The sequence below is a fragment of the Frankia sp. Mgl5 genome, assembly GCF_023242985.1.
Taxonomy (GTDB): domain Bacteria; phylum Actinomycetota; class Actinomycetes; order Frankiales; family Frankiaceae; genus Parafrankia; species Parafrankia soli.
The window spans coordinates 46,018-63,515 of the sequence record NZ_JALKFY010000827.1; the positions used below are offsets into that span (position 1 = coordinate 46,018).

17 protein-coding genes are annotated in these 17,498 nt (G+C 73.9%); 14 read left to right on the plus strand and 3 right to left on the minus strand.

Going from position 1 to position 17,498, the window contains the following annotated elements; translation table 11 throughout:
* Positions 1 to 112: 112 nt before the first annotated feature.
* From MXD62_RS34075 to MXD62_RS34115, 9 genes are all read left to right on the plus strand, one after another.
* Entirely contained in the window at positions 113 to 1,336 is a 1,224-nt protein-coding gene (locus tag MXD62_RS34075) for an amidohydrolase family protein (protein ID WP_248833460.1), read from the plus strand.
* Positions 1,337 to 1,425: 89 nt separating this feature from the next.
* Positions 1,426 to 2,061, plus strand: a complete 636-nt coding sequence (locus MXD62_RS34080) for a dTMP kinase (RefSeq protein WP_248833489.1) — start codon at positions 1,426 to 1,428, stop codon at positions 2,059 to 2,061.
* 203 nt (positions 2,062 to 2,264) lie between these two features.
* Positions 2,265 to 3,230: an acyl-ACP desaturase gene (locus MXD62_RS34085; protein ID WP_248833461.1), complete on the plus strand. Its 966-nt coding sequence runs from the start codon at positions 2,265 to 2,267 to the stop codon at positions 3,228 to 3,230.
* A gap of 136 nt (positions 3,231 to 3,366) precedes the next feature.
* On the plus strand, positions 3,367 to 3,861 hold the full coding sequence (locus MXD62_RS34090) for a hypothetical protein (protein ID WP_248833462.1): 495 nt from the start codon (positions 3,367 to 3,369) through the stop codon (positions 3,859 to 3,861).
* Between the two features lie 192 nt (positions 3,862 to 4,053).
* Positions 4,054 to 4,860, plus strand: a complete 807-nt coding sequence (locus MXD62_RS34095; RefSeq protein ID WP_248833463.1) for a response regulator transcription factor — start codon at positions 4,054 to 4,056, stop codon at positions 4,858 to 4,860.
* Positions 4,857 to 6,302, plus strand: a complete 1,446-nt coding sequence (locus tag MXD62_RS34100; protein ID WP_248833464.1) for a HAMP domain-containing sensor histidine kinase — start codon at positions 4,857 to 4,859, stop codon at positions 6,300 to 6,302. The genes MXD62_RS34095 and MXD62_RS34100 overlap by 4 nt, the downstream gene beginning before the upstream one ends.
* A 281-nt stretch (positions 6,303 to 6,583) precedes the next feature.
* Entirely contained in the window at positions 6,584 to 7,618 is a 1,035-nt protein-coding gene (locus MXD62_RS34105; RefSeq protein WP_248833465.1) for a hypothetical protein, read from the plus strand.
* Positions 7,619 to 7,941: 323 nt separating this feature from the next.
* A complete protein-coding gene (locus MXD62_RS34110) occupies positions 7,942 to 9,609 on the plus strand; it encodes a sensor histidine kinase (protein WP_248833466.1) in 1,668 nt (555 codons plus the stop codon).
* The gene (locus tag MXD62_RS34115) at positions 9,606 to 10,253 is read left to right on the plus strand and encodes a response regulator transcription factor (RefSeq protein ID WP_248833467.1); all 648 of its coding nucleotides are present in this window, start codon (positions 9,606 to 9,608) and stop codon (positions 10,251 to 10,253) included. Before MXD62_RS34110 ends, MXD62_RS34115 begins: the two co-directional genes overlap by 4 nt.
* A gap of 47 nt (positions 10,254 to 10,300) precedes the next feature.
* On the opposite strand, the gene MXD62_RS34120 is transcribed toward MXD62_RS34115, so the two are convergent.
* Positions 10,301 to 10,804 (minus strand): NUDIX hydrolase, encoded by a 504-nt coding sequence (locus MXD62_RS34120; protein WP_248833468.1) that lies wholly within the window; start codon positions 10,802 to 10,804, stop codon positions 10,301 to 10,303.
* Between the two features lie 191 nt (positions 10,805 to 10,995).
* On the opposite strand from MXD62_RS34120, the gene MXD62_RS34125 reads away from it, so the two are divergent.
* The 4 genes from MXD62_RS34125 to MXD62_RS34140 all read left to right on the plus strand — a co-directional run bounded on the left by MXD62_RS34125 (position 10,996) and on the right by MXD62_RS34140 (position 14,435).
* Positions 10,996 to 12,156 (plus strand): ABC transporter ATP-binding protein, encoded by a 1,161-nt coding sequence (locus tag MXD62_RS34125; RefSeq protein WP_248833469.1) that lies wholly within the window; start codon positions 10,996 to 10,998, stop codon positions 12,154 to 12,156.
* Positions 12,153 to 12,971 carry an ABC transporter gene (locus MXD62_RS34130; protein WP_248833470.1) on the plus strand — a complete coding sequence of 273 codons (819 nt, stop codon included), beginning with the start codon at positions 12,153 to 12,155 and terminating at the stop codon, positions 12,969 to 12,971. The genes MXD62_RS34125 and MXD62_RS34130 overlap by 4 nt, the downstream gene beginning before the upstream one ends.
* Before the next feature lie 95 nt (positions 12,972 to 13,066).
* Positions 13,067 to 13,768 carry a molybdopterin-dependent oxidoreductase gene (locus MXD62_RS34135; protein WP_248833471.1) on the plus strand — a complete coding sequence of 234 codons (702 nt, stop codon included), beginning with the start codon at positions 13,067 to 13,069 and terminating at the stop codon, positions 13,766 to 13,768.
* Positions 13,755 to 14,435 carry a cytochrome b/b6 domain-containing protein gene (locus MXD62_RS34140; RefSeq protein ID WP_248833472.1) on the plus strand — a complete coding sequence of 227 codons (681 nt, stop codon included), beginning with the start codon at positions 13,755 to 13,757 and terminating at the stop codon, positions 14,433 to 14,435. Before MXD62_RS34135 ends, MXD62_RS34140 begins: the two co-directional genes overlap by 14 nt.
* A gap of 74 nt (positions 14,436 to 14,509) precedes the next feature.
* On the opposite strand, the gene MXD62_RS34145 is transcribed toward MXD62_RS34140, so the two are convergent.
* Positions 14,510 to 15,109: a CD225/dispanin family protein gene (locus MXD62_RS34145; protein ID WP_248833473.1), complete on the minus strand. Its 600-nt coding sequence runs from the start codon at positions 15,107 to 15,109 to the stop codon at positions 14,510 to 14,512.
* Between the two features lie 537 nt (positions 15,110 to 15,646).
* On the opposite strand from MXD62_RS34145, the gene MXD62_RS34150 reads away from it, so the two are divergent.
* On the plus strand, positions 15,647 to 16,927 hold the full coding sequence (locus tag MXD62_RS34150; protein WP_248833474.1) for a glycosyl hydrolase: 1,281 nt from the start codon (positions 15,647 to 15,649) through the stop codon (positions 16,925 to 16,927).
* Between the two features lie 75 nt (positions 16,928 to 17,002).
* On the opposite strand, the gene MXD62_RS34155 is transcribed toward MXD62_RS34150, so the two are convergent.
* A complete protein-coding gene (locus tag MXD62_RS34155) occupies positions 17,003 to 17,482 on the minus strand; it encodes an NUDIX hydrolase (RefSeq protein ID WP_248833475.1) in 480 nt (159 codons plus the stop codon).
* Positions 17,483 to 17,498 lie beyond the last annotated feature (16 nt).

The following is a 17,498-nucleotide window of genomic DNA, read 5'->3' on the forward strand; positions in this document are numbered from 1 at the left end:
CCACAAGTTATCCACAGGCTGTGACTGACGGTGAGTGCCGGTGGCCGACTAACCTCCGTCAGCAGGCATGCGCGGGCAGTGAAACGGGCACGATCATGTGGTGCTGCCGTGCGTGGAGAGCCTCTCCCTGGTCGATCATCACTGTCACGGGCTGCTCCTGCGCGACCTCGACCGCCCCGACTTCGAGCGGATGCTCACCGAGGCCGACGAGCCGGGCCCGGCCGGGACGACCCTCTTCGACAGCCACATCGGGTTCGCCGTACGCCGCTGGTGCGCCCCCGTCCTCGACCTGCCCCGGCACGCCGCGCCGGACGTCTACCTCGCGCGACGCCGGGAGCTCGGCGTCGAGGAGGTCAACCGGCGCTTCCTGCGCGCCGCCGGCATCGGCGCGTTCTGCGTCGACGCCGGCTACCTGCCCGAGCCGCTGACGTCGGCGACCGAGCTCGCCACCGCCGGCGGCGGGACGGGCCACGACATCCTGCGGCTGGAGCGCCTCGCCGAGGCGCTGGCGGTCGACATCCTCACCGGCCAGCTCGGGGTGACCCACTTCGCCGACACCGTCCGCGAGCGGGTGACCGGCGCGAGCCCGACGACCGTGGGCCTCAAGTCGGTCGCCGCCTACCGGGTCGGCCTCGACCTGCCGGCGACCCGCCCCACCGACCGGGAGGTCGCGGCCGCCGTCCGCGACTGGCTCGGCCTGATCCGCCGCGGCGTCCCCATCCGGCTCGCCGACCCCGTGCTGCACGCGTTCCTGATCTGGACGGGCGTGGACGCCGGCCTGCCGGTGCAGATCCACGTCGGGTACGGCGACGCCGAGCTCGACCTGCACCGGTGCAACCCGCTGCTGCTCACCGGCCTGCTGCGGGCCCTCGCGCCGACCGGGGTGCCGGTGATGCTGCTGCACTGCTACCCCTACCACCGGGAGGCGGGGTACCTGGCCCAGGTCTTCCCGACCGTCCACCTGGACGTCGGGCTCGCCGTGCACAACGTCGGGCGCCGCGCCCCGGCGCTGCTGGCCGAGGCGCTCGAGCTCGCCCCGTTCAGCAGGTTCCTGTTCTCCACCGACGCGTTCGGGCTCGCCGAGCTCTACCTGCTCGGCGCGCGGCTGTTCCGGCAGGCCCTGTCCACCGTGCTCGGCGACGGCATCGCGGACGGCGACTGGACCGACGACGACGCCCGGCGCGTCGCCGAGCTCATCGGAGCGGGCAACGCCCGGCGCGTCTACCGCCTCTCGGAGCCGGGGCGCGAGACGACCGCCGTCACGTCGTCGCGTTCCTCCGGCCGGTCGGGCGGTCCCCGGGTCACCGCGCCGGCTCCCGCTACGCTTGAGGATTAATGACCAGCACCGGGACTGACCAGCATGACCAGCACCTCGGCCACCCCTGCGACCTCGGCGTGGCCGGCACCGGGCAGGCGGGCGGCCCGATGATCGTGGCGATCGAGGGGGTCGATGGCGCGGGCAAGAACACGCTGACGTCCCGGCTGGTCGAGGCGGTGACCGCGACCGGGCGCACCGCCGGCACCTTCGCCTTCCCGCGCTATGCCGCGGGCCCGCTGGGCACGGCGGTGCGGGCGATGCTCGACGGCGACGAACGGCTTGCCGGCCTGGCCGGTTCGGCCCGCGCGACCGCGCTGCTGTTCGCGCTCGACCGGGCGAACGCCCTGCCCGAGCTGGCGAGGTGCGTGGCCGCGTACGACGTGCTGATCGTGGACCGCTACCTCGGCTCGAACGCGGCCTACGGAGCAGCCCGGCTGCCCGCCCCCGAGCGCGCCGAGTTCCTCGACTGGATCGCCGAACTCGAGCTGACGCGGCTGGGCCTGCCCCGGCCCGACCTGCAGGTGCTGCTGGACGTCCCGGTGGAGACGGCGCGGGCCGGGGCGCGGGCCCGCGCGGCGGAGGACACCGCCCGGGCGTTGGACACCTTCGAGAGCGACGCGGGCCTGCAGGCGCGCTGCGCCCAGATCTACCTGTCGCTGGCCGCCGACGGCTGGGTCGCGCCCTGGCTGGTCGTCGACCGCGAGTCGGGCGCTCCGAAGATCCTCAGCGCACTGTTCGGTTGACGCCGGACTCGGCTGACGCCGGGCGCACCGTTCCGCGTTCCGCGGGACCCCATTTCGTCCCCGAGTTGTCCCGGGATGGCGAGATGGTCCCTGACCGGTCGGACGGTAGCCAGCCGGAACTGTTTCCAGGGAACAGATCCGTCCCTGGATTCCACACCCTGCGGCCATGGCGGCGAATCAAGGCGCGATGGAAGAGTTCACCTATGGGATCACCTACGGACATCGATTTGTTGCGTGAGCTGGAACCGGTCGCCGAGACCAACGTCAACCGGCATCTCGGGCTCGCCGCCGAGTGGATGCCGCACGAGTACGTGCCGTGGAGCCTGGGCCGCGACTTCGACACGACCCCGTGGGAGCCCGGCCAGTCCTCGCTGTCCGAGGCCGCCCAGATGGCCTTCGAGGTCAACCTGCTCACCGAGGACAACCTGCCCAGCTATCACCGCGAGATAGCCGTCGCGTTCGGCCGCGACGGCGCGTGGGGGACGTGGGTCGGGCGGTGGACCGCCGAGGAGGGCCGGCACGCGATGGCCATGCGTGACTACCTCCTGGTGACCCGGGCGGTCGATCCTGTGACGCTCGAGCGTGACCGGATGCTGCAGATGCAGCGCGGCTACGACTCCGGCGGCAAGACCCCGCTGGAGGCCATGGCCTACGTGTCGTTCCAGGAGCTGGCCACCCGGGTCAGCCACCGCAACACCGGGCGGGTCACCGGCGAGCCGATCGCCGAGAAGCTGCTCACCCGGGTGGCGGCGGACGAGAACCTGCACATGATCTTCTACCGGAACCTGGTGGCCGCGGCGCTGGGCCTGGCGCCCGACCGCATGGTCCCGGTCATCCGCGACGAGATCGTGAACTTCCAGATGCCCGGCACCGGCATCCGCGACTTCGGCCGCAAGGCCCGCTACATCGCCCAGGCGGGCATCTACGACCTGCGGATCCATCACGACGACGTCGTCTCGCCCATCCTTCGGCACTGGAAGCTCCTCGAGCTGGAGGGGCTGTCCGGCGAGGCCGCGAAGGCCCGCGACGAGATCGGCGCGTTCATGGCCGGCCTCGACGCACTGGCCACCCGGCAGGAGGAGAAGAAGGCCGCCGCCCAGGCCCGCCGCGCGGCGCGCGAGGGCCGCGAGCAGCAGGAGCAGCAGACCGCGGCGGTTCCGGTCGGCTGAGCCGGGGGAACAGCCGACCCGGGGGAACAAGGGGGCGCTGTTCGTAACTGCTGCCCGACATCCGTAGTGTCCGTGGCGTGTCGGCCGGATCATCCGGTCGCATCAGCCCGACAACGGACGGAACGGACGGAGCGCAGTGAGCGAGCATCGCGGATCCGCGCGCCGGATCTCCCCGATCCAGGCGGCGTTCGGAGTGCTGGCGGGAATCGTCCTGCTGGTCGCAATTCTGCTCAGTCAGAAGGGCGGCAGCCCGGAATCCACCGCCGCGGCGCGGTCCTGCCAGGCCGGTGACGGCGGTTCCGGCACTCCGTGCCCCTCCCCGGCCCCGACGACGACACCCACCGGCGGCACCGCCTCCGGCACTCCGAGCCCGCCCGGCTCGGGCTCCGGGACCAAGCAGCAGGGGACCGCGCCGCCCGGCTCGGGTGCCGGCGACGAGACCGTCGCGGCGGACGGCTCGGGCACCCGGCCGGCCGGCTCGACGTCCACGGCGGGCACCCGCCCGGCCGGGGCGTCGGGATCCGCGCGCTCCCCGCGGCCGCGCCCGGGCGGCGGCCACCGCCAGGAGCCGGTTCTCGACCTCCGGCTCCCCCCGGTCCCCGTGCCCACCTGCGTCGTCGACTGCCGCTGACACCGCGGCGCCCGTCCACCGCCGCTGACGCTCCGGCACCGCAGCCGCACCGCACCGGCGTCGGCGTCGGCGTCGGCGCGGTCTCACACGTTCCTCTCACGTCGTGCGGGTTTCCTCGGTGCACGCCGTGCCCCCGCCGGCCCGCCACACCGGGGCGCGTGCCCGGACGCCGGTTGTTCGAGGATGGGTGAAATGAGGGACGCATCGCGGCCGCCGCGGTTCGGCGAGGACACCGCCACGCCGCCACGGGCCCCCCGGGTCCTGGTCGTCGACGACGAGCCCAACATCGTCGACCTCGTCCGGATGGCGTTGCGCTTCCACGGCTTCGACGTCGTCACGGCGGCCACCGGCCAGGAGGCGCTCACCCGAGCCGCCGCCGACCAGCCCGACCTGCTGATCCTGGACGTCATGCTGCCCGACGCCGACGGGTTCGAGGTGTGCCGGCGGCTACGCGCGGACGGGGCGGAGGTAGCCGTCGTCTACCTCACGGCCCGCGACGCGCACCGGGACAAGATCACCGGTCTCACCTACGGCGGCGACGACTACATCACCAAGCCGTTCGCCGTCGAGGAGCTGATCGCGCGGGTGCGGGCGGTGCTGCGCCGGACCCGCCGTCCCGCACCGGAGCCGTCGCCCGCGCCGGGCCTGCTCACCTACGCCGACGTCGAGCTCGATCCGGACGCCCACCTGGTACGCCGGGCGGACCAGCCGGTCGAGCTCTCCCCCACCGAGTTCTCCCTGCTGCGCTACTTCCTGCACAACCCGAACCGGGTGCTCTCCCGCGCCCAGATCCTGGCCGCGGTGTGGGACCGCGACTTCGACGGCGAACCGACCGTCGTCGACCAGTACGTCAGCTACCTGCGGCGCAAGCTCGGCCAGCACGGGCCGCCGCTCATCCACACCCAGCGCGGCTTCGGCTACGCCCTGCGCGCCCCCGCCCCCGCCCCCGCCGCCGGCCCCGGCCCCGGCCCCGGCGCCGCGCCCGAGCACTCCCGATGACGCTTCGCCTGAAGCTCATGCTCGGCCTGGTGACGCTGACCGCCACCGGCCTCATCCTGACGATCGTCGCGACGGTCGTCGCCCTGCGCGGCTACCTCGTCGACCGCGTCGATGTCCGGCTGCGGGCCGTCGAGCAGGTCACCCGGCTGCCGCTGGCCGCGGTGCTGGCCGGGGCGCCCACGGGCAGCCGGCCCGTGCTGGAGCGGGCGATCGCGCCCACCGACTACGTGGTGGAGGCCCGCCGGACCGACGGCGAGATCCTACGGGTGGCGGGTCCGGCGGACCGTTCCCAACCGCTGCTCGCCGGGATCGCCACGGGGAAGGCCGCGCCGCCGGCCGACGGCACCCCGTTCACCGTGACCCACGGTGGCGAGCGGTACCGCGCGGTGCTCGACCACGTCCCCGGCGGCGAGGTGCTGATCGCCCAGCCGCTGGCGACCGTCCGGGACACCCTGCGCCGGCTGGTCGTCGCGGCGGCGGTCGCGGCGCTGGTCGTGCTCGCCGCCATCGCCACGCTGGCCTGGCTGCTGCTCACCCGCGGCCTGCGCCCGCTGCGCGTCGTCGCGAGCACCGCGTCCGCGATCGCCGCCGGCGACCTGTCCCGCCGGGTGCCGGAGGGCCCGCCGCGCTCGGAGACCGGGCAGCTCAGCCGGGCGCTGAACATCATGCTCGGCCAGATCCAGGCCGCCTTCACCGCCCGGGTCGCCTCCCAGAACAACCTGCGCCGCTTCGCCGCCGACGCCTCGCACGAGCTGCGCACGCCGCTGACCTCGATCCGCGGCTACGTCGACCTGCTGCGCGCCGGGATGGTCCCGCCGGCCGAGACCGACGACACCCTGCGGCGGGTGGCCGAGGAGACCGCCCGCATGCAGACCCTCGTCGACGACCTCCTCTACCTCGCGCACCTCGACGAGCTGCGCCCCCGCGACCGGGTGGACGTCGACCTGGTCACGATCGCCGAGGACACGGCGGCGAACCTGCGGGCCGTCGACCCCGGCCGCCTGGTCACCGTCGAGGTCGAGGCCGGTCCCGAGGCCGGCCGGCACGTCCTCGGTGATCCGGACGCGCTGCGCCAGCTGCTGGGCAACCTGCTGACGAACGCCCGCGTGCACACCCCCGCGGGCACCACGGTGACCGTTCGGGTCACCGGATGGGACGCGGCCACCCCGGCCCAGGACCGCGCGGCCGTCCTGGCGGTCGAGGACGGCGGGCCCGGCATGCCGCCGGAGGTCGCGCGGCACGTCTTCGACCGGTTCTACCGGGCGGCCGGCAGCAGGGCCCGGGGCCGCTCCGGCAGCGGCCTCGGGCTGTCGATCGTCGCGGCCACGGCGGCCGCGCACGGCGGCCGCGCCGAGGTGAGCAGCACCCCCGAGGGGGGCACGACCTTTCGGGTGTACCTGCCCGGGGGCGTTTCCGACCAGACCCCCGCTGACCTGGCCTGACCTGCCGCGGACGGCCCGTCCCGGCCCGCCGGAAAGGGGCGGAAAGGGCGGTCCGGACGAAGTCGCCGGCTGGCCCTGGGCGGCGCACCCGGGTCGACGTGAGGTCTGACACGGCCTCCTGACGTACCAGTGGGTGCACAGGTAATTCTGTTTCTTCTCGCATCCGGCTCACAGGCGGACGGTGTGCGCTCGGCTCAGGACCCAGCCGAGCCCGGCCGACGTGAGCGTGATCAGACGAACACGAGCACCTGGCCTCCAGCACGGATCTTCGAGGAGCCGCCATGCCGCCCGCCACGCCACCCGCCACCAGCCCGCGCCCATCCACGACCGCCCGGGGCCCGGTCGACCGGCGTCCAGCCGTCGAGGGCCGGGCCGCGCGGCGCGGTGTCCGCCGCTCCCGCACCGAGGCGGCCGTGCTGGCGGTGATCTGCGGCGCGGTGGTGGGCACCCTCGCCGACCGGCTGGCGGCACGGATCGCCGTGTCGCGGGCGAGCCGCCGCCTCGGCGGACGTCTCGGCGAGTTCGGCGCGACGGTCCGCGTGCGCCCGCCGAGCTTCCCGTACCTGCTCAACGCCGCCACCGGACGGCCGTCCACCCTGGAGCTCTCCGCGACCGCCACCTACGGCGAGCTGCGCCGCCTGCGCAGCGGCTGCGACGCCCACGGCAACACCTGGGACGACCCGTCCTTCGCGCTGATGTCGCTGTTCGGCGGCTACGCCGGGGTGTTCGGCGACTCCTGCGGGCCGGTCGTCCGCCCCGACCGGGCCCGGGACGGTGCCGACGGCCGGGCCCGAGGCACGGTCAGGGGTGGCGACGGGGGCGCCTTCCCGGCCGGCTGCGCCGACGATCCCGACATCCTCGACGCCCTCGACCGGCTCGGTGACATCGAGGGCTTCGACGATCTCGACGGCTTCGACGATCTGGCGGGCTTCGGTGGGCTGGGGGGTCGTGGCGGCGTCGGCGACGGGTGCCGCGTGCGGCGGCCATCCCCCACCCGGTGGACCGAGATCACCTACGGCGGGGACGAACGGCTCTCCATCGGCACCGAGATCGAACTGCCGGACCGCTCGCTGCCGGTCCGGATCATCGGCACCCCCCTCGTCCGGGACGGCCGGCTCGCACTGGTGCCCGAGGAGATTGTCCTGGGCAACCAGCGACTACCCGGCGAGCTGATGACTCCGGCGCACACCGCGGTCTTCGCCGAACCGGTCGTGCTCCTGCCCTCCTTCCCCCGGGGCACCCGCCTCGCCGACGTCGTCGCGACCCCCGAAGGCCTCCGCCTGCGCCTCGAGCAGCGCGACCCCGCCCGCCGCTGACCACGGCGGCCACCGGCGCGCCACGGAATCCCAGTTATGCAGGCAACCCCCGCCGCCCGGCGATGCGCGGCGGTTGAGTGAGTCCTGGCTGTCACTCAACCGCCGCGGTTGCTCGGCACCGTGCATAGCGGCTTGGCCGCATGCATGCCTGGCGCCGCCAACCGTCCGCGGCGCACCGCCGACGGTTTTGGTGTTCCGCGGCGCAGCTGTTCCGAGGCGCACCGGGGCGGGTGCGCCAACCGGCGCCGTACGTCGGCTCGGGTACGAGCGGATACGTCCGCGGGCGGATGACCGCCCGGCCCGGGGTCGCTACCGTCGGAGCGGTGGAGGGAGCCCGGCGAGCTGAGCACCCACCGCGGGCCGAGTGCCCGCCGCGGGCCGGGGTGCGCGGCCTGGCGGCCCGGCTGACCGCGGCGCGCGGACTGTGGAACCGTCTGGAGGCCGTCGCGGGGCTCGAGGGCTTCCCCCGCTACCCGGGCAGCGCCCTGATCGCGCGGATCCCCGCCGGACGGGCCCGCCGAGCGGGGACCGTGGTCGCCGGCGACGTCCTGCCCACCGCCGTCGTCGGCCTGATCCTGCTGGTCGGTTCGACGAACGCGGCGCACGACCAGATCCCGCCCGGGCACGCTCTGGACGGGGTCGCCTATCTGCTCCTGGCGCTGGCGGTGGCCGTCTTCCCGCTGCGCAGGTACGCCCCGCGGGTCCTGCTCGCCGCCGAGACCCTGATCATCGGCGGTTACACCGCCGTCGGCTATCCGCACGGGCCGCCAACGCTGGCGGTCGCCGCGGCCGCTTTCACCGTGGGCGTGCGGGTGCCCGCGCGGCCGGCCGGCCGCGCGGCGAAGGCGTGCGCGGTCGTACTGCTGCTCGCCAGCACCGTGTCGTTCACCCGCGGCTATCTCGACAGCGGGTGGGACCTCGCCTACACCTGCATCGGTGTTCTCTGCGTGGCCTTCATCCCGGCGTTGCTGGGCGCGCTGCTGCGGCTGAGCCGACTCGCCTCGGCGCGGGCGGAGGAGGAGGCCACCCGGCGGCGGATCGAGCAGGAGCGGCTGCGGATGGCCCGCGAGGTCCACGACGTCGTCGGCCACGGGCTCTCGATCATCTCGCTCCAGGCCGCGGTGGCCCTGCATGTGCTCGACCGGCGGCCGGAGCAGGCGCAGCTCGCGCTGGAGGCGATCCGCCGCACCAGCGTCGACGCGCTGGACGAGCTGCGGGCGACCCTCGCCCTCACCCGCGCCCGCGACGCCCGAACCGGCACCGCGACCGGGGCCGGCACCGCGACCGGCACCGGCACCGGCACCACGGCCAGCACGGGCACCGGGTGTCCGGACCGTTCCTCCCTGTCCGGCACTCCGACGGGTTCCCCGGAAGTCGGGAGCACTCCCGGCGAGGCGCTGCGGACCCCGCTGACCGGGCTGAGCCGGCTGCCGGGGCTGGTCTCCGAGGTGCGGCTGTGCGGCATCGCCGTGGACCTGGTCACCGATGGTGATCTCACCGGCCTGCCCACCGAGGTCGATCTCGCCGCCTACCGGATCGTCCAGGAGTCGCTGACGAACGTGCTGCGCCATGCCGGCCCGGCCCGCGTCCGGGTAACCCTCCGCTCCGCCCCGGATCAGCTGGAGGTCGAGATCGTCGACGAGCCCGCCGAGCGGAGCGCCGACCTGCCCGCCGGCGGTGGCCCGCTCGTCCGTTCGGCCGGGCACGGCCTGCGTGGCCTGCGCGAACGGGTGGACGAGCTCGGCGGGTCCCTGACCGCGGGCCCGTGTCCGCGGGGAGGATGGAGCGTACGCACCGTCCTGCCCACACCGGCCGCGCCCGCCAGCCCGGCCTCCGCCGCGACCGAGTCCGCGACCGAGTCCGCGACCGCGGCTTCCGCTTCGGGCTCAGCTCCAGCTCCAGCTCCGGCCTCGACCTCGGTTTCGGTCCCGGATCCGGGGCCGGCTTCGACCCCGGACGCCGCGCCCCACCGCTCCGGAGCGGCTCGGTGATACGGGTCGTGGTCGCCGACGACCAGCCACTCATCCGGCTCGGGCTGAAGGTCCTGATCGAGACCGAGGACGACCTCGAGCTCGCCGGCGAGGCCGAGGACGGCCAGGCCGCGCTGGCCCTGGTCCGCCGCACCCGCCCGGACGTCGTCCTCCTCGACATCAGGATGCCCGTCCTGGACGGCCTCGCCGCCCTGCGCGCGATCACCGCCGACCCCGCGCTGACCGACACCCGCGTCGTCATGGTCACCACGTTCGAGCTGGACGAGTACGTCTTCGAGGCTCTGCGCAACGGCGCGTCCGGGTTCGTCCTGAAGGACACCGAGCCCGCGGACCTGCTCCGCGCGATCCGGGTCGTCGCCGCCGGCGAGTCGCTGCTCTCCCCCACGATCACCCGCCGCGTGATCGAGACGTTCGCCCGGCGCCCGGCGGCGCCCGCCGCCGTGGACCTGACCAGTCTCACCGTCCGGGAACGCGAGGTGATGGGCCTGGTGGGGCTGGGCCTGTCCAACGACGAGATCGCCGCCCGGCTCGTCATCAGCCCGGCGACGGCACGAACCCACGTGAGCCGGGTGATGGTCAAGCTCTCCGCCCGGGACCGCGCCCAGCTCGCCGTCCTCGCCAACCAGGCAGGTCTGGCCGGCTGATCGCCGGGGACGACGCTCGCACCAGCGGCGTACGTCCCGGCGGTGCGTCAGTTCGGCGGCGCGCCGTCCTCGAGGTAGATCGTCGCGCCGCCGGCGCGCGCTGTCAGGCAGGCGGCCACCCGCCGCGCCAGCAGCGGTGTCATGAGGCCGGGCAGCTCGTCCGCCGTCACGAACGACCAGGCGGCGAGCTCGTCGGCCGGCAGTCGGATGCCGGCCGCCTCGTCCGGTGTCAGCACGCCGCCGTCGAACACCACGATCAGACCCTCGGTGCGCTCCGGACCGGGCGGTACCCAGTCGACGGCCAGTAACCGCCCGAGGGCGCGGTCCAAGCCCAGCTCCTCGGCGAGCTCGCGGCGGGCCGCCGCCAGGGGTGCCTCGTCCGCCTCGACCACACCGCCCGGCAGATCCCATCCGGGCCGGTATGTCGGGCACACCAGCAGGACGCGGCCGGCGCCGTCGACGAACAGCACCCCGGCCGCCATCCGCTTACGGGGCAGGCTGTTCCGCCAGGCCCGGGCAGATGAGGCGCCGGGAGTCTCCACGCCCACCACCGTAACGCCGGCCGAGACCGGCGACGACCGGCGACGACCGGCGAGCAGCGTCGAGGACAGACGACGACCAGGCGCGGCCTCGGCACCGCGAAGTGCGTACGACCGCGTACGCGGGAGTGCGTCCGGCTGCGCAGACAGATGACGATCGTCGCCGGACGACGCGAGATCGCGCTACGGCCAGTCTGATCGGCATGACGACAACGACGAGCACCCCCGGCCTGGACGCCCGGACACGGGCCCCGGTGGTCGACCCCCCGCTCACCGAGATCCCGGACGGCCTCCGGGGCACCGGGCTCCCGGGTGGCCCCCCGGCCGCGATCGACGTCCGCGGGCTGACCAAGCGTTACGGGCGGCGGACGGTCGTCCGGAATCTCGACATCACCGTGCCGACCGGCGTGGTCGCCGGGTTCGTCGGCCCGAACGGGGCGGGCAAGACCACGACGCTGCGGATGCTGCTCGGCCTCGTCCGGCCGAGCGAGGGCAGCGGGACGGTCCTCGGCGAGCCGCTGGGCGAGCCGGCCCGGTACCTGCCCCGGGTGGGCGCGCTGATCGAGAGTCCGGCGCTGTACCCGACGCTGTCCGGACGCCGCAACCTCGCGTCGCTGGCGGTGCTCGCCGGGCAGGACCCGGCCGGCGTCGACGCGATCCTGGACGAGGTCGGGCTGGCCGGCCGCGGCGACGACGCCTTCCGCACCTATTCGCTCGGGATGAAGCAGCGGCTCGCCATCGGCGCGGCGCTGCTCTCCGACCCGGACCTGCTCATCCTGGACGAGCCGACGAACGGCCTCGACCCCAGCGGCATCCGGCAGATGCGGGCGCTGGTCCGCTCGCTGGCCGACGGCGAGCGGGACGCGGGCGCGAACGGCCGGCCGCGCACCGTCCTGGTCTCCTCCCACCTCCTCTCGGAGGTCGAGCAGATCTGCGACTGGATCATCGTGGTGGAGCAGGGCCGGCTCGCCTACCAGGGCCCGACCGACGGTCTGATGGCCTCCACGACCAGCCGGGTCGAGCTGCGCCCCGAGCACGCCGACTCCCTCGGGATGCTGGCGGACCTGGTGGCCGGCTTCGGGCTGCCCGTGGACCGGGCGGGCAACCGGCTGCTCGTCGAGCTCGACCACACCGCGCCGGCCGCCGTCCCCGGGCCGGACGGGCCGGATGGGCCGGACGCCGTCCTGGCCGGACTCAACCGGGCCGCGCTCGCCCGCGGCATCACCCTCGTCGAGATCACCCGGCAGCGGACCAGCCTCGAGGACCGCTACCAGGGCCTGGTCGAAAGCACCCGAGAGACCGCCCGGAGCACCGGCACCAGCACCACGAGCACGAGCACGAGCACCGGAGGGGAAGCCCGATGACCGGCGTCTACACCGTGGCGCGCAGCTACCGCGCCGAGCTGATCAAACTGCGCCGACCGAGCACGGCGCTGGCCATGGCCGTCCTCGGGTTCCTCACCGTCCTGTCGACGGTGCTGGTCATGGCCCTCGCCGACGAGAAGCCGACCCCACCGGGCCCCGGCGCCGGGCCGGGCTTCGATCTCTCCCTCACCCAGCTCGCCTCGTCCCAGGGCCTGATTCTGGGCTTCCGCGGCGGCACGACCTTCATCGGACTGCTCATCTTCGTGGTCTTCGCGATCAGCATGACCACCGAGTACGGCCAGGGGACGCTGCGCACCCTGTTCCTGAAGGAGCCCCGCCGGCTGGGCTGGCTGGCCGGACGGCTCGGCGTCATGCTCTCCGCCGTCGCGGTGTCGCTGGTCGCCGCCCTCGGCCTGAGCGTCGCCGCCGCGACGGTCATGGCCGCCGTCCGGGACGTCGACACAAGCGCGTGGTGGACGTCGGCCGCCCTCGGTGAGGTGGCGGGCGCCTACGCGAACGCGCTGCTCGCGGCCGTCTTCTTCGCCCTCGTCGGCACGATGCTGGGAATCCTGCTGCGCTCGACGAGCGCCGCGCTGCTCATCGGCATCGCGTGGATGTTCCCGATCGAGCACATCGTCCAGGAGTCGTGGAGCGGTGCCACCAGGGTCCTGCCCGGGCTCGTCTTCGACGCGGTCGGCCGGGGCGGCCTGCCCGACGCCTCCTACGGGCCGGCGCTACTCACCGCCGTCGCGTACGCGCTGGTGGCGGCCGCGATCGGCGCGGTGAGCCTGCGCCGCCGGGACGTCACTGCCTGACGGGACCCGCCGTGCGCTCCCGTCCGACAGGGGGGATTCATCCATCTCGCCCAGGCGGGTGGCCGGATCTCCCCGTCACGGCGTTGACTGTGTGCATGGCCGACGGGACACCGGTGGGACGGCGGGTCGTCTTCGCCATGCTCGGCCTCGGGGCGCTGGGCGTCGCCGTCGGCGCGGACGTGCAGCGCGGCACCGACCGGTTCGTCGCCCCACTGCGCGAGAACGACCCGACGGGGCTCACCGACCTGCTCCCCTCCGGCGGGTTCCGCTACTACTCCGTCGTCGCCTCCGTGCCGGAGCGGACATCCGCGGACTACGAACTGCGGGTCCACGGCCTGGTCGACCAGCCCCTCACCCTCACCCTGGACGACCTCTCCCGGATGCCGCGGACCGAGCTCGTGCGCGACTTCCAGTGTGTGACGGGCTGGCGGGTCACCGGCGTCCGCTGGACGGGCGTGCTCCTCGCGGACCTGCTGGACGCGGCCGGCACCCGCCCCGGGGCGACCGCGCTGACCTTCCGTTCTTTCGACGGCGCCTACACCGAGAGCCTGACGATCGACCAGGCCCGCCGGCCCGACGTCCTGGTCGCCCTCACCATGCTGGACGGCCCGATCACCCACGATCATGGTGGCCCCGTCCGGCTGTACGTGGCGCCGATGTACGGCTACAAGTCCATCAAGTGGCTCGCCGAGATCGAGGTGGTCGACACCGTCACTCCCGGGTTCTGGGAGCAGCGGGGCTACGACGTCGACGGCTGGATCGGAAAGTCGAACGGCCGCGCCGATGAGCCCGTCTGAGGACCCGGCCGGGAACCCTGAGGACCCGGCCGAGGCGACGGCCGGGGACGGGCCGGCGGCGGGGTTCGTGCGCCGGTTCGGCCCGGCGACCCGCTGGGCGCACTGGAGCACCGCGGCGCTGACGGCGGTGTGCCTGGCGACGGCGGCCGTCCTGTACCTCGGGCCGCTGGCGACGCTGGTGGGCCGGCGCCAGCTGGTCTCGGCGGTGCATCTCTACGCCGGGCTCGCCCTGCCGGTACCGATGCTGGCCGCGGCCCTCTCCGCCGCATACCGGCGTGACCTCGCAGAGCTCGACCGCTTCACCCCCGCCGACTGGAAGTGGCTACGGACGAGACCACGCCGCCGGCGCACCGACGCGGTCGGCAAGTTCAACGCGGGCCAGAAGCTGTACGCCGCGTTCGTCGCGGGTGCCGTGCTCGTCATGCTCGGCACCGGTGTGATCATGGAGTTCGGCGGCGCCTTCGCCGTCACCTACCGCACCGGTGCCACCTTCGTGCACGATCTGCTGGCCCTCGGCCTGTTCGCCGGGATCTGCGGCCACCTGTGGATGGCCTCCCGCGACCCGGCCGCCCGGCTCGGGATGCGCACCGGCGTGGTCCCCCGCCCCTGGGCCCTGCGCGAACACCCCGCCTGGCACACCGAACCCGACGCACCGCCGACCGAGTGACCCGATTTGGCGGTCCGCGGCCAGGTCTCAGACCGACCAGGCCACGGACCGGCACAGCGCGGGCCGGGAGAGTCCTAGACCGAGTAGGTACCCGAGGCGTTGGAGTCGAGTGCGCCGGAGGCGCCCAGGATGAAGCCCAGGACGACGACGGCCAGGCCGACCCCGAACGAGACGATGCACCAGGTCTTGGCCTTGGTGGACGCCTCCAGGGCCCCGGCGTAGTCACCGATCTGCTGACGACTCTGGACCTTCGTCGCGAAGACGATCGCGGCGATCCCCGCGGGCAGGCAGCACAGCAGGGTGCAGACGATCGACTGCCACAGGTAGGTCGGGATCGGCTGGCCGTAGGGGGGCGGCGGGCCGAAACCGCCGGGCCCCTTCACCGGCGGCGGATAGCCACCTTGCTGGGGGTAGCCACCCTGCTGGGGGTACCCGCCGAAGTCCTGCGGGGCCCCGTAGCCGCCGGGGGGCGGCCCGTACCCGCCGGGCGGCGGAGGCGGCGCCCCCCAGCCGCCCTGGGGTGGGTTCTGTCCGCCCGCGTTGGGGTCGTACCCGCCGGGCGGGGGAGGCGGCGCCCCCCAGCCGCCCTGGGGTGGGTTCTGTCCGCCGGCGTTGGGGTCGTACCCGCCGGGGCCGTAGCCGCCGGGCGGCGGGTACTCGGGTGGCTGGGACACGTCGTCTCCAGAGGGTGGTTCCGACCCCGACGGGCCCGGCCATGACCGGATCCCGCACCGGCGGCCCCGCCGGCACCCACCGGATCCGGAACTGGTGCCGGCGGACGTGCCTGGCAGCACCGTTGCCGATGCGCCTCACAGGCACCGTTACACACGAGGACGCGGACGCTCCGCGCGGCGGACATTGTGCCACACGCGACACCCGCACCCCCGAAAGAGACACCATCCTCAACACGAACTACATAAGAGCAACATCATCACTTTTGTTTGTCGCCTAGGCGATAGGAGCGGCCCGAAACAACCATCCGCTACGCAGGGCGACAGTCCGTGCAGGATCCCTCCCTCCGTCTACCTGGCCATGTGAACCCGTGTACTCTGCCGTCATAACTGTCTAGTCACGTCACAGTGACCGGAGGAATTCGCCAGCCAAGGCATGTGGAGGTCGTCCGCTTCGTCACGAAGCAGCGGGTGGGGATCGGGGGGTCCACAACGACACCGCCCGGCACGCCAGATGCCAGGCACGGAGGGATATCCGCGGTGAGACATCGTGCGGAGGGTGAGCCCAACCCCCCGAACACACGGACCGGCGCGCACAAGCGGCGCCGTCCCACCCGCAACCCCGCGTGGATCGCGTCGCTCGGCGTCATGGCCCTCGTCGCCATGGCCGTCGGCTGGACGCTCGCCCCAGACCGCGACGGCACCGGCTCGGCCGTGGTCGAGGCCTCGGCCATCGACACCAAGGGCCTGCGCGGTACCCGAACGCACGCCCCGCCCGGCCACAGACCGACCAGCACGGCAACGCCCTCGGCGGCGGCGAGCCTGAGCCCGTCGCCGGTTCCGGCCACCACCACCCAGGCACCGCCGACGTCCGCGCCCGCACGCGCGCCGCAGGCCGCCGCCGTCCCGCCGGCCGCGCCTGCCGCCCCGGCCGGCGGTGGCGGCGGCCGGGTCCCCGGCGGGATGAGCGGCGTCTACGCGAACTCGATGACCACGGTCCGCAACTGGGAGGGCCTGCGCGGCTCACCGGTGAACGTCGTCCTGACCTTCGCCGACCGCGGCAGCTGGGGGACGATCACGCATCCGTGGCTCGGCAGCGGCCCGGAGAAGTTCTCGACCTTCCCCGGCACCTGGGTCATCTCGCAGCCGTTCTTCCCGACCGGCCAGGGCAGCATCGGGGCCTGCGGCTCCGGCGCCTACAACAGCCAGTGGGCGGAGTTCGGCCGGTGGCTGGTCGCCAAGGGCCGGCCGGCGTCCATCATCCGGCTCGCCTGGGAGTTCAACGGCAACTGGTTCGAATGGTCGGTGCGCGGCAATCCCACCGCCTACGTGAACTGCTTCCGCCAGGTCGTCAGCGCGATCCGGTCGACCGACCCGCAGGCCCGCATCGACTGGGCGATGAACGCCCACAGCACCAGCCCGTGGGCCGCCTACCCGGGTGACGAGTACGTCGACATCATCGGGATCGACTCCTACGACCAGTGGCCCGCCAGCACCACCCCGGCGAAGTTCGACGAGCAGTGCAACCAGGCGGTGGGCCTGTGCTCGGCGATCCGCTTCGCCCGCCAGCACGGCAAGCAGTTCTCCGTGCCCGAGTGGGGCCTCGTCGCGAAGTCCGACACCGAGGCGGGCCGGGCCGGGCAGGCCGGCGGCGACAACCCCGTGTACATCCAGAAGATGTACGACACCTTCCGGGCCAACGCCGACGTCCTGGCCTACGAGACGTACTTCAACGACTCACGGGCCGGCAACGTCCACTCCTCGCTGGTAGCCCCCAACGAGAACCCGAACGGTGCCGGCACCTACGCGTCCCTCTGGTAGCCGTCCCACCGCGCACCGTGGCGGTTCGGGGAGCTCATCGGCTCCCCGAACCGCCACAGTTGTCTCGGGCGGCGGTCAGGTGAGGGAGTGGGGGGTGGTCGGGGGGCCGGTGGTCAGCCAGGTGGCGAGGAAGGGTGCCAGGGCGGGCGGGTAGACGGTGTCAGGGGTGGTTCGCAGCTCCGGGAGGGTCCACCAGCGCCAGCCGAGAGTGGCCCGGCGCTCCACGTCGCTCCATGCCGCGTCGTCCACGTCGACCCGGTTCGGCAGGCGCGCCACGAAGAAGGACTCCTCCTGCCGGTAGTCCACGCCGAGGAAGGTGAAATAGGCCGTCCGGGTGGCGACGCAGGGCCCGAGGTCGGCGACGGTCACCCCGACCTCCTCCCGGATCTCCCGCACCCCGGCCTGCGCCGGCTCCTCCCCCGGATCGAGGCCACCGCCTGGCACATGCCACCAGGTGGGCCCGTCGGGAAGATCCGGATCGTGCGACCGGATGAGCAGGAAGGCGTCGGCGGGATCGAACAGGATGACCCGGGCGGCACGGCGGAGGACGGGCATCCTCCCAGCCTGCCAG